The following is a 12522-nucleotide window of genomic DNA, read 5'->3' as shown; positions in this document are numbered from 1 at the left end:
ATTGATCATTTCTGTTTCAGCTTTTCGTCATACCGTTTTTTCAGCCCGGCGAGCGATTTGTCGTAGCCTGCTTTGTCAAAAAAGGCTTCCGGACGGTACGGGTCCGTAGGTTTATGTTTTTCGTGCAGGGAAAACTGGCTCGCGTGCGACGACAGCCAGATATCGAACTGCTCGTTTTGCATGCTAGCCAGTGTTTTTGCATAATCCTTGCCTACTTCGGGATACCCGGGCATACCGGATAGTTTGGTTTCGTCCAGGATGCTCGGCATATTGGCGATCAGTACTTTGTAGGTGCGTTTTTCATCCCTTACTGTCAGTAAAAAGCTGCTTGCGCCGGGCGTATGGCCAGGATGGTGCAGTAATTTTACTTGCATGGTGCCCAGTTTGATAATTTCCCCGTTTTTGAGCAGTTGATCCGGCTGTACCGGTTCGAAAGTGGCTCCGTGCCCACCCAATGCATAGTCGGAAGCGCCACCGTCGGCCATGGCTTTGGCGTCTTTTTCCTGGATCATGAATTTGGCGCCGGTGGCCTTTTTGATAGCCGCGATACCCGCTACGTGGTCGTAGTGCGCGTGCGTGGCCAGCAAAATTTTGATATCCTCAAATTTGAAACCCAGCGCCTGTACGTGCTTGCGGATGAGCGGTACCGATTCTTCGAGGCCTGTGTTGATCAGTATATGCCCTTTGGGCGTGGCAATGAGGTAGCAAGCCAGGTCGTAAGTGCCTACATAATAAAGGTTTCCGGCGATGCGGAACGGGCGGTAGTCCTTCGACCATTCCTGCTGGACGAATGGCAATTTTCTCGTTTTACTTTGCGCCTGCGTGGCAAAAGGAGTGAGGAGAGCTCCTGCAATGAGTGTTGTTACAAGTGTTTTTTGAAGTGTCGGCATAGGATCGATGGTAAGCGCGCAAAGATAGGCGCGACGACGCGGGTGTGCAAGGTGAATTGTTGACCGCCGACCGTTGGGCCGTCAGGCCCGGCGGTCGCCCGTCAGGCCACGCCCGCCATGCCTTCTTAACAAACTGATAATAAATGCATAAACTCCGCGAAAAGTGAATGGCTGTTCTTTGTGCTACTATTTCACTTAATCAGTTTATGTTCACCATGAAGCCTTTATTTACTTATTCCGCATTGGCCGGCCTGCTTGCGCTGGGCGCGTGTACGGATCACCGCGATCCGAACAGCCCGGACATTACCTTGCAAAACCGCTCGGTAACGCCCGTGTTGGCCAAATTGCTCCCGGGCGCGACTTCCGGACGCGTAGCGGCAAGCAATGTGAAACTCTTTTCACTCCTGAGCAGCGACGATCAGCTCGAACAATCGCCCGCTTACGTTTTTGGTGGGTCGGCCGACGGCGCGGGGCTTTTCCAGAATGCCGATGGCAACTACACGATCCTGGTGAACAATGAAGATAACTTCTCCGTATCACGCATTACGCTCGATAAAGGTTTCAAGCCTGTAAAAGGGGAGTATGTGCTTAACTCCGATGGTGGAACCTGGCGTTTGTGCTCAGCCACGCTGGTAACGCCTGCCGAGCACGGCTTCGGTCCGGTATTCCTGACTTCCGGCGAAAGCGGCCAGGAGTCGCGTACGCATGCGCTCAACGTAGATGCGAACGTAAGCCAGGCGAATATCTCCCGCGAAGTGGCCGGTCTTGGCCGTTGGAGCGCTGAAAACGCGGTTCCGCTTCCTAAAACGGCGTATCCGGGCAAAACCGTGATTGTGATCGGTGACGACGATTCGGATGTAAACGGTGGCCAGCTGGCGATGTATTTGTCGAGCACCGTGGGCGATCTCGATAACGGTTCGCTCTATATGCTGAAACGCGCTGACAACAACCAGCGAGAAATGGACATGAAGCCAGGCTCTACCTATGATGTGGAGTTTGTGAAAATCGATAACCACAAGACTCTGACCGGTGCGCAGATCAACGGAAAAGTGAATGATCTGAAAGCTATCAAATTCGGACGTGTGGAAGACGTGGATTACCGCAAGGGTGGAGCTGCGCAAGGCCGCGAGGTGATTTTCTCAGTAACGGGCCAGGAAGACAAAGGGGTGAATGCAGACTATTCACGCTCGAAGTATGGCCGTATTTACCGCGTCGTACTCGATGCGAACGACCCGCTCAAAGGCAAACTGGAAGTATTGCTCGACGGCGACGACCGCACCGGCATCGCCAAAACTTTCCAGAACCCGGATAACGTTTGCGCGACTTTCGACTACGTGTACATCATGGAGGACCCGAACGGTTACGGCGACGAAAAACACGACGGTTATGTATACCAGTTCAATCTCAACACGAAACAATTGACGCCTGTTCTCGAAATCGACCACCGTCGTACGGAGGCTGATGCGGCCAAATACAACGTAGGCGGTACTTCCGCATTCGGTTCGTGGGAAAGCAGCGGGATGATCGACGTGTCGGATGTTACCGGCCGCCCGAACACATTCATGCTCGGCATTCAGGCGCATACCTGGCGCGGCGATAAATATAAGGGAGTTGACGGCGGCTCGGTCCGTAAATCGGAGAACCAGGCCAGCCAGCTGATCCTCATTGAAGGTCTGCCTCGTTAATTACATAGTTTTCAGACTCCTGGCCGGAATTTTCGGGCCAGGAGTTTTCCTTTTGAATTAATACCCACTCCTGCAACATGCTGAAATTCGAGCGTAACCCCAATTCATTTATTTACCGCCACAGGAGGCTGCTCTTTTCCATATTCCTGATCATCGTTATCCCGCTGATCGTCTGCCTGATCTGGTGGTTGACACGCCCGGAGGCCGTTCCTGCCAAAGAGGTGAAACGGACTTTTATGCAAAACATCACCTCGCTCGACAGTGCCGTGAGCCGTTTGCAGGCCAATATCCATGCGAAACAGCCGGCCGCCATCCAGGAATCCTTCAAGCGTGCCCGCATTGCCTACAAGCGCGTCGAATTCATTTCCGCTTATTACAGTCCCGAAACCACCCGCGCCCTCAACGGCCCAAACATCCCCGAAGTGGACGACGACCTTCGTGTGAATGAGCCGCAGGGTTTTCAGGTTTTGGAAGAAATGGTATTTCCGGAAGTCGCAACTGACGCTTATCCCGATATGGAGCATGCCGCCAACGTGATCCGCGCGAATGTGAACCGGCTTCGGAAGATCTCGGAAACTAATGACCTTACCGACAGCCACATATTCGATGCCATGCGGCTGGAAGTTTTCCGGATCGTGTCGATGGGCATCACCGGCTTCGATTCGCCCGTTGCTTTCCATTCGTTGCCCGAAGCGGCCGCTGCGCTGGAAAGCGTGCATGAACAATGGGGGCATTACACTCGGAACAGTAAAAATAATGCATTGGGAGCCAGGCTCGATAGCACCTTTCATGCAGCTATCCGGTACGTCCGCAAGTCTCCGGATTTCAATGCGTTCGACAGGCTGGTTTTTATCAAGCAATATGCCAATCCGCTCAGCAGCCAGTTGCTCGACGCGCAGAAGGTACTGGGGATCCCGGTTTTTACGGAGAAAAGATTGCTGTCCCCGTCCGCACGTACGCTCACGGATTCGGGCGCATTCAATGCCAATTACTTCATCAACTTTGAGGAGCAGGCCATGACGACCCAGCGTGTTGCATTGGGCAAAATGCTGTTTTTCAATCCAATATTATCCAATAACTCGGGCCGTACGTGCGCTACCTGCCACCAGCCCGACAAAGCTTTTACCGATGGTGAGCCCAAGAGCTTTGCGGTCGGATTCAACGGCCAGCGGATCAGCCGCAATGCGCCTACCTTATTGAATGCGTCTTTCCAGGCCGTCCAGTTCGCCGACTCCCGCGTAACTTTCCTGGAAGACCAGGCGAGCGACGTGATCCGCAATCCTGATGAAATGCATGGTTCGCTGCCCGACGCCGTAGCTGCTTTGCGCAAGCAGGACGGATCACGCAAGCTTTTCGAAGATGCTTACGCCGACGGCGTGACGGAAAGCAATCTTAAAAATGCGATCGCGAGCTACATCCGGTCATTATCATCACTGGACTCGCGCCTCGACCGCCATTTCCGTTGTTCCGAAAATGCATTGACCGTCGAGGAAAAGGCCGGGTTCAATCTTTTTATGGGGAAGGCCAAATGCGCTACGTGCCATTTCTTTCCGCTTTTCAATGGTACCGTGCCGCCTGCTTATGTCGAAACCGAGAGTGAAGTGCTTGGTACGCCTGCCACCGCCGAGGGCAAAGCCGTGGATCCGGACGTCGGAAAATTTGTGCTGACCAAACGTGAACCGCATCGTTATGCATTCAAAACCCCCACCGTCCGTCACGTAGCGCTCACCGCGCCCTACATGCACAATGGTGTTTTCAAGACACTGGAAGAGGTGGTCGATTTTTATGATCGCGGCGGCGGGAATGGGTTGGGCTTTAATCTGGAAAACCAGACATTACCTTTTGACGAACTCAACTTAACCGATGCCGAGAAAAGAGCGCTGGTTGCGTTTATGAAGATTTTGTAGGGCCTGGTAATGGTTGTTACATCCCTACGGGATTTTACGAAACAAGCGTACGGTTATCTTCTACCCATATTACGTGCCTGACGGCACTATTCTAGGCAAATGCCCAATCGCGTCAGCGATGTAACGCTGGTAGCCAGTCTCATTTTCCGGACGGCTTGCAAATGCCGTAGGCATGTGACAACAAATTAAGCGAGCGTCCAGCGTCGTCATTTTCTACCCATGTTAGGTGCCTGTCGGCACTATTTTAGGCAAATACCCAATCGCGTCAGCGATGTAACGTTGGTAGAACCTGGCGCCCGTCCTGAATCTTTTCAAAATGCCGTAGGCATGTAACTTTTTTTAAAACGTACTGACAATAGGTTGTCATTCTGGCGTGGTTTATTTGAAGTAAATTAATATTCACTTTAAACAACAGCCCTATGAAAACGATCATCAGCAACGGAACCCCAATTAGTTACAACGTGTACGGCACAGGCCCCGCGACGTTGCTTTTCGTCCATGGCTCGTTCATCGACCAGACCTACTGGAAGGAACAGGTTTCTTTTTTCAAAGAGAAATACAAAGTGGTCACGATGGATCTGGCCGGCCACGGCGAGTCGGGCACTAACCGAGACGAATGGACGCTCCAAAGTATGGCCGACGACGTGGTCAACCTCATCAGGGAATTGAACCTGGAAGATGTGATCCTGGTTGGGCATTCCCTCGGCGCGAACCTGATTCTGATGGCTGCTGCGGCTTATCCGGGCCCTATTATCGGTTTTATCGCCATCGACAATTTCAAAAATCTCGCTACACCGCTCCCCGCTGAATACGACAGTCAGGTAGAAGCGATCATTGAAAATTCCAGAACGGCCTACGCCGATACCAATGAGCAATACGCCCGGATGGTGCTCGTCACCCCTGAAACCCCGCTTTGGATTACCGATAAGGTCGTGGCCGCGTTTCGCAACTCTTATGAGCCGATGGGACAGCAAACCTTGCCGCAATTTTTTGTGATGGACCGCGTCGAACGGGCAGCTTTGCCGCTGTTGAAACCCAGAATGAACCTGATTAATGTCAACTATATGCCCACCAACGTAGAGGCGTTGGAGAAGAACGCTGTAAATGGCTATACACTGATCGAAATCACCGGTACCTGTCACTACCCGATGCTCGAATCGCCGAAAGCGTTGAATGAGGCTTTGGACGAAGTGATCGACAGTGTGCTGGAAGCGAAAATCATGGCGTAGTGCCCGTCAGCCGCGCATATTCGTATTCGAGCGTCCGGATTTCGGCAGGTGATTGGGAGAGGCCAATGGCCCGGCGGTAATGTTCGGCTGCTTGTTCGGCGGAGACGGGGGTATAGAGATAGCCGAGCAATGAATGGTAGTAGGTGTTGTTTTCCAGCCCAAGCTTCCGGGCTTCTGCCAAACCGGCCTCATGGCCGTACACTTTGGCAAAGGCGAATGTCCGGTTGAGCGCTGTTGCGGCCGAGTACTCGATGACGATCAGCTGGTTGTATAAATGCAGGATATGCTCCCACTTCTGCGTCCCGGGCGGGGTGGTATGCCAATAGGCAATGCCGGCCTCGATGTGGTATTTGGAAACCACGCTGCCCGAGCAGGCATTGACCAGGTAGTAATGGCCGCGGTCGATCAGCTCCGTGTCCCACATGTCCTGGTCCTGCGCTTCGAACAAAATGGTTTGGCCATGACCGTCTAGTCGCGCTTCGAACCTGGAACTTTGGTAACACATCAATGCCAGCAGCGCTTCCACCAGCCGTGAGTTGGTGACCGCATTTTCGGTCAGCATATGGGTAAGGCGCATGGCCTCCGCGCACAGGTCCTTGCGTATGAGGGCGTTGCCTGATTTGGAAAAATACCCTTCATTGAAGAGCAAATAAAGTGTGCGGAGCACGACATCGAGGCGCGTCTGCACTTCCGTGGGGTGTAAAGGTTCTAGCCGGAACTGGTCGTTCCGCAGGTTAGCCCGCGCCCGCAGGAGCCTTTTTTTGATAGTCTCAGGTTTGGAGAGAAAGGCGTCGGCGATTTCGGTGATGCTGAAACCGCACAGGATTTGTAATGCGAGGCTGATCTGGCTTTCGGGGGAATTGGCGGGGTTGCACACCGCGAAAATCATGGCTAGCTGACTGTCAGCGATTGTTTCAGCCGAGAAGTCGAATGCAGGTTCCGATTGGCCCGGGCCGCGCAGCAGCGTGGGGGAGACCTGCGTTTCGAAAATCCGGGTATGTTTGAGGTAATCCTTTGTTTTGTTTTTGGCAACCGTGTACAGCCACGCGGTCGGATTTTCCGGAACACCTTGCAATGGCCATGTTTCGCTGGCTTTCAGAAAAGTTTCGCTCACGATATCTTCCGCTATTTCAATGTGTTTTAATCCAAAATGACGGCATAGTACCGCCGTCATTTTGGTATACTCCCTTCTGAAGAGGCCGGGCAGTATTTCGGGGATTTCAGCCATTCGAGTAAGTTACTTGCGCTGTACGATTTCCCTTACTTCGATATTCCCCCCGATTTTGAATATCGGGTTGGCTTTCGCGAGCTCCACGGCCTCTTCGATGGTGTCGGTTTTGACGATCACATACCCGCTGACGAATTCCTTGATTTCGGTAAAGGGGCCGTCGGTAACCACATTGTCGGCATACACCGTTTTGGCGCTTTCATTCGAAAGCGTATTGCCTTTGTCGGCGAGTTTGTTCTGCGCGGCAATACCCGCAAGCCAGTTCATGCGCTCCTGTATCTGCTCCGGTGTAGGACGGAAATCGGTCTGATTGTTAAGCCGGAAGATTAATGCGAATTCTTTCATGATGGAATTGATTTGATTTCCCTTACGACGACCGAACGGTCCGGACGGGGACAATACAATTTTAATTAAACCGGATTGTAACAAAAATGCAAGATAATCGTCTATGCCATGTCAAGTGTAAGCAACGGCTTCACATCCAAAAACAAAAGAGCAGGCGTTTCGTCTGCTCTTTTTTAGTATTTGAAAGAAAGGGAAGTGTTTTACAGCTTGTAGCGGACGATGAAGGTGTTATCCACACTGCTGACCCCGGTTAATGGGACATTATTGAATGTGGCAGTTCCTCTGAACCAGCCTGTGGCGTAGACATAACCGGATGCAACGCAAATTCTGTTCACACGATCGTTGCCTGTGCCACCATCAGACACCGTGAACCGGCCCGTCGCATTGAGTTCTGAGGGGTCTACCTCGGTGATCAGGATATCGATATTTCCCTTGCCGCTTTTCTGTGGACCGGTCGCCATCGGGAAGCGACCGTTGTCTTCAAATGAGCCTGCGATCAGAATATTTCCGTTGGTACTTAGTGCAACGCCCCCGTGGAAATCGTCTTTCAATTCATTGAAGCCGTTTTTGCCTTTCTGCACTTCTCCGTTGGCATTCCATTTGCCCAGGTATACATTTTTAAATGTTGAGGCAGATAAACCCAGTTCGGTGATGTTTCCATCATGCATGCCCGTTACGTAAACATTTTTGGAAGCGTCCACCACAATATCGTAGGTGAAATCGTCGGCACCGGAACCTGCGCGTTTAGCCCATTGAAACTGACCGGAGCTTGCGGCCCATTTGGCCACGAACACATCGTATTCCCCCGCAGCAGATAGTGACTGCACAACAGAGGGGAATGACATTGTTCCCGCAAATGCGCCTGTGAGGTAAATATTTCCATCAGTATCGATGGTCATATCCTCAACCTGTTGTTCTCCGCCACCTCCGAAGATCGTCGGTTGCGCGAATTCTCCGCTGGATGGGTTCACCGATACCAGAAATGCATCGGTACCATTGGCGGATGACGCAGTACCGCCAAAATCGATGTTGCCGGTGACGAAGCCGGTGAGGTATATTTTATTGTTGAAATAGGCAATGGAGCGCCCCTGGTCTTTGTCTGCACCGCCAAAAGTCTTGATCCACTGCCGAACGCCCGAAGATCCGTTGATTTTAGCCACAAAGCCGTCAAGGCCGCCTTTCGCCGACGTACCCCCACCCACGAGCGCACCCGACAGGAAACCAGTTACATACACATCACCGTTTCCGTCGAGCGCAAGGCCGTTGGCGTGGTCGTCGGCTGTGCTTCCTCCACCGGTCACCCATTGACAGAGCATGGCACTGTTGTATTTGGCTATAAAGAAGTCCGTAGAGCCGGATTGTGATGTGTAGGATTTACCATTACCCAACTGGATCGTGCCCGCAGCTTCACCGCAGATGTAAATATTTCCGCTGTTATCTGCGAGAATATCCGTAGTAAAATTACTTCCGCTCGAAATGCTGATCGCGTCCACGCTCGGTACCTGTGCCTTCACCACAATCGTGTAGGTTTGGGTGTCCGTCACATTTTCATCGTTCTTGGCCGTCAGCGTAACCACGTAGCTGCCCGCATTTTCGAAGGTATGAACCGGGTTCTGGTCTGCACTTGTGTTGGAAGCAGAACCGGTGTCACCAAAGTCCCAGGTATAGGTGGTGGCGTTTTTCGACTGGTTATTAAATGTAACCGTTGCAGGGGCGATGCTGTCATTGGTAATGGTGTATTTGAAATCCGCCTCGGGTGCTGATGCCGCCGCGGCATCGATCTTGACGGACCGCGTTTCTCCGCTCGTACCGCCGTCGACGCCTTTCACCATCAGCTTTACCTCGTAAATTTTTCCCGATGTAAATGTGCGTTTAATTTCGTTTCCCGATGCCGTTTGCATAGGCAGGCCGTCGTTGAAGTCCCACTGTAATGACACCGCATTCTCCGACTCACTTGTAAATGTGACTTCACAAGGCGCCTGGCAGCCGTTTTCAGGTGTAAACCGGAACTTTGCCAACGGTTTCTGCGGCATGTCGATGTGGCAACCGAGGGTGGCCGAGGCAAGGAGTATGTAAACAAATAATCGCTTCATGGAATAAAATATCGATGGGAGGTGAGGTATGGATTATTGGATTTTGGCTAATAGTTCTGTGGCCTGTTTGCTATATGTATTGTCCGGATCTGCCATGACCTTTTTCAGTTGTTCCTTACAGTTTTTCAGGTCGTTCTGCTGCAAATAGGCAAGGGCCTTGTACCAATCGGCGGTGCCTTTTACCTGCTGGTACCGGCTGTTTTCAACCTGACCGAGCTCCTGCAAAGCCTGTGCGGCCTCCCGGTTGGCAAGATAGCGGATACCTTGCTGCACATGCGCGGTATCCGAGCGCCATTGGGCTATGGCCGAAGGACTTACCCCCAGCTTCTCTCCTGAAAATGGGCTTTTGAGCTCCGCGTTCGTATCGAAGTAGGTGGCAAAAAACTCGCTTGTATTGACTCTGGCCGGGGCCGGTTTGACAGGCTGCTGCACCGGCGCATTGTTTTTAGCGGTGTCGGGCCGCTCTGTCGGTGGCGTTTGTGTGACGGTATCCTTCACGGTCGGCGTGTCGGAAGCTACCTGGGGATCTTCGGGGCCGAAATTGAAATACCAGACCAAACCGACGGCAATTAATACACTTGCTGCCGCGGCCAGGTACGGCCAGCGCGCATTCGCCCGGGCATGGTCGGGAGCGAGCGGCACGATCTTCGCGTCGGCTTGCGGTTTGCCGGGTAATGCGCCTTCGCTTTCCAGCTGGGCATGAATGTCTTTGAAAAGCGCCTTGTATCCATTCGCTTTCAGGCCATTTCGGATACGTTGCTGAGATGCCACTTCACGCGCCAGTTCTTCGTCGGCATTCATCCGGCGCTCGAACGCTGCGCGCTCTTCCGGCGTGCCCTGGCCGCTCAGGTATTGGTGGATTTCATGAAAGGTTTCTTCCGATAATTCCATATGCTCAAATCGAGATTCGCTGGTGGTATTTTATAGGTTGATACGCGTTTCCGCCGATTCTTATCATTACAAATGAAATTTCTCTTTCAGGTATTTGGCGCATTTGAAGCGTTTTACGGTGGCGGAGGCTTCGGTCATGCCCAGTTCGCCGGCAATGTCGCGCAATGAGCGGTCTTCGACATAAAACCATTTCAGTACTTTCCGGCAGTCTTCCGCCAGAAGTTGAAACGCCCGATCGAGCTTTTTGAATATCCAGTTGCGTTCTTCCTCGTCATAGGCCTGGGAAACGGCGTCGGGCAGGTCGGTGCTGAACGCATTGCCCTCGTCGTCCACACCCGCGATCCTGAACGACCCGCCGGCTGAGCCTTTGTAAGATTCCTCCTCGTCATCTGCCGCCAGCCGCGTTTCCAGCCTCACCTCCGCACGCCGGGTGAGCTGGTCGAGGCTTTTTTTCCATTGATTGATATAAATCCGATGAAAATAGGTGGTAATCCGCGTGCCTTCCTGGTAAACGTAGCTGCCGTCGCGTACTTTGCTGACGAAAATGGCCAGGCATTCCTGCAAAAGGTCTTCCGCCTGCTCCTGATTACTGCCACGTTTGAGCACATAAGGAATGCATTGCTGGTAGGTTTGCAGGTATAAACAAGAAAACGCTTCCCGTTTTTCATGAAGCAGTTCTTCGTAAAATACTAAATCAGAATCACGATAGCGTTTGCAGGAATCCGTCATTCAAATCGATATTAACTTAATTTCATTCTTATTTCAATGCATTCAAAACGCCTTTCTTTTTGCCTGTGTGGTAATCGGAATAGTGCATTTTACAATCTTTTCTTTTTCATTGCCGGAGGCGGTAATATCTACTATATTCTTCAAATCGTCGAGAATAAATGTGAAGCCATTCTGCTCCTGTATTTTTTCAATCGGTTTGAAATTCCCTTCGGTGGCATAAGCGAGCAGCATTTCAAATCCGAAAGGCGCCGCGCATTCAAATTTTTCGGGTATTTCAATCCATTTATCCACGGCATCGGCAGCGATTCTGAAATCGTCATTGCGTAGCCGCACAATGTTTTTGGCGGCGTCCCGGTAAATCATCCGAACCGTGCAGGGTTTGTTGGCTCTTACTTTCAAACGCATAATATCCCCCTCGCGGTAGGACTGCGGCCCGTAACCTTTGTCGGTGCTCACCTCCAACAGCAATTCGGTCGCTTTGATGTCCCCGCCGGCGGTTTTTGAATCGGTGATCTCCCGTATGCGCTGCGCCTCGCGTACGAGATGTTCCGCAGGCTCGATTTCTGCATTGGGAATGTTGAGCAGCAAAATCTCGGCAAACAGCTCGCTTCCGACCGGCTGATCGTACCCGTCAAAAAGCTGTACCCCGATTTTCAGGAAGTTACCGGCCTTCTGATAGCCGCCTTTCAGTTTCAGCAACGCATCCATGCTTCGCGTTGCGCTCAGTCCGATCTGAATGTCGCTGTTCATACGCGTCAGCGCCGACTTCAATGTGCCGGTAAGTTGTTTGGAAAAATCATTGGACACGCCCAGCCCCTGGAATGTAATCTCCTCAATGAACAGTCTGGTTACGCCGCTTTTGGGAATGGCGCGTGCGACCTGCCCCGACAGTTTATCGATCACCTCAGGCAGGGTGATGAATTCCAGCGGGTTGCGTTGATCGGTGAGGGAGATCGTATTTTTCCCTTTCTCCTTTAAGTCGGTATCCATGAAGCCTATCCGGGCTTCGGTCACTTGATTTTCAACGACCTTGATAAACACCCCGGCGCGGCAGGGCACGTTTTCCAGTTGCAGCCGTTTCACGCCCTGGTAGTTTCCGAAAAGCGATTTTGAGCCATAAAACAGCACCAGGTAACCTTGCGGAACGACCTTGAATTCAGCCTCATCCCAGTCGGCGTGGTAGGTGAGTCCGCTCTTTTTGTAGCTAATGAACGCGATCCGCTGGTACTCGGCGAAATCGATGTTTTTGGCGCCCTTGTGGTCCGGTACGAGGTCATTTTCAAAACGGGCGTCGTCGCGCAGGCTTGCGCGCATGCGGTAGCTGGCTTCGTCCCGCTCTTCGGAATCAATGATATAGGGGTTTGTCAGCAGCCCGAATGCCGATTCAAAGTCTTTCAGCACCTGCTTCACCCGGTCGGCCGCTTTGATCTTGTAATACGGGCTGAGCTCTTGCCCCAATGAGCAATGCAGTGGTAAAACGAAGAACAGGACGGTCAGGAACCGTTTCATAGCATGCTGAACGGAT

The 12522-nt window shown here is 52.1% G+C and carries 10 protein-coding genes; 3 read left to right on the top strand and 7 right to left on the bottom strand.

Translation table 11 applies throughout. The features are described 5' to 3' along the window. Positions 1 to 5: 5 nt before the first annotated feature. Complete coding sequence (gene bla / locus J7619_RS31200; RefSeq protein WP_291208529.1) at positions 6 to 890, bottom strand: subclass B3 metallo-beta-lactamase; 885 nt, start codon at positions 888 to 890, stop codon at positions 6 to 8. 215 nt (positions 891 to 1105) lie between these two features. Here bla and J7619_RS31195 point away from each other — a divergent pair, with 215 nt between their 5' ends. The 3 genes from J7619_RS31195 to J7619_RS31185 all read left to right on the top strand — a co-directional run bounded on the left by J7619_RS31195 (position 1106) and on the right by J7619_RS31185 (position 5711). After that, positions 1106 to 2575: a hypothetical protein gene (locus J7619_RS31195; RefSeq protein WP_291208527.1), complete on the top strand. Its 1470-nt coding sequence runs from the start codon at positions 1106 to 1108 to the stop codon at positions 2573 to 2575. 77 nt (positions 2576 to 2652) lie between these two features. Continuing rightward, the gene (locus J7619_RS31190) at positions 2653 to 4482 is read left to right on the top strand and encodes a cytochrome-c peroxidase (protein ID WP_291208524.1); all 1830 of its coding nucleotides are present in this window, start codon (positions 2653 to 2655) and stop codon (positions 4480 to 4482) included. A gap of 419 nt (positions 4483 to 4901) precedes the next feature. Continuing rightward, positions 4902 to 5711: an alpha/beta fold hydrolase gene (locus J7619_RS31185; RefSeq protein ID WP_291208521.1), complete on the top strand. Its 810-nt coding sequence runs from the start codon at positions 4902 to 4904 to the stop codon at positions 5709 to 5711. Here the strand turns inward: J7619_RS31185 and J7619_RS31180 are convergent. From J7619_RS31180 to J7619_RS31155, 6 genes are all read right to left on the bottom strand, one after another. Beyond that, positions 5701 to 6939 (bottom strand): RNA polymerase sigma factor, encoded by a 1239-nt coding sequence (locus J7619_RS31180; protein WP_291208518.1) that lies wholly within the window; start codon positions 6937 to 6939, stop codon positions 5701 to 5703. The two genes, J7619_RS31185 and J7619_RS31180, sit on opposite strands and share 11 nt — an antisense overlap. A 9-nt stretch (positions 6940 to 6948) precedes the next feature. Beyond that, entirely contained in the window at positions 6949 to 7284 is a 336-nt protein-coding gene (locus J7619_RS31175) for a YciI family protein (protein ID WP_291208515.1), read from the bottom strand. 200 nt (positions 7285 to 7484) lie between these two features. After that, positions 7485 to 9377: a PKD domain-containing protein gene (locus J7619_RS31170; protein ID WP_291208512.1), complete on the bottom strand. Its 1893-nt coding sequence runs from the start codon at positions 9375 to 9377 to the stop codon at positions 7485 to 7487. A 33-nt stretch (positions 9378 to 9410) separates the two neighbouring features. Then, positions 9411 to 10268 (bottom strand): anti-sigma factor, encoded by an 858-nt coding sequence (locus J7619_RS31165; RefSeq protein ID WP_291208510.1) that lies wholly within the window; start codon positions 10266 to 10268, stop codon positions 9411 to 9413. A 66-nt stretch (positions 10269 to 10334) separates the two neighbouring features. Continuing rightward, positions 10335 to 10997, bottom strand: coding sequence for an RNA polymerase sigma factor (locus J7619_RS31160; RefSeq protein ID WP_291208507.1), 663 nt, complete (start codon positions 10995 to 10997; stop codon positions 10335 to 10337). Positions 10998 to 11039: 42 nt separating this feature from the next. After that, positions 11040 to 12506: a hypothetical protein gene (locus J7619_RS31155; protein WP_291208505.1), complete on the bottom strand. Its 1467-nt coding sequence runs from the start codon at positions 12504 to 12506 to the stop codon at positions 11040 to 11042. Positions 12507 to 12522: the final 16 nt, after the last annotated feature.

The sequence above is a fragment of the Dyadobacter sp. genome (assembly GCF_017744695.1).
Taxonomy (GTDB): Bacteria; Bacteroidota; Bacteroidia; order Cytophagales; family Spirosomataceae; genus Dyadobacter.
This window is presented reverse-complemented; position numbering and strand designations above follow the sequence as displayed.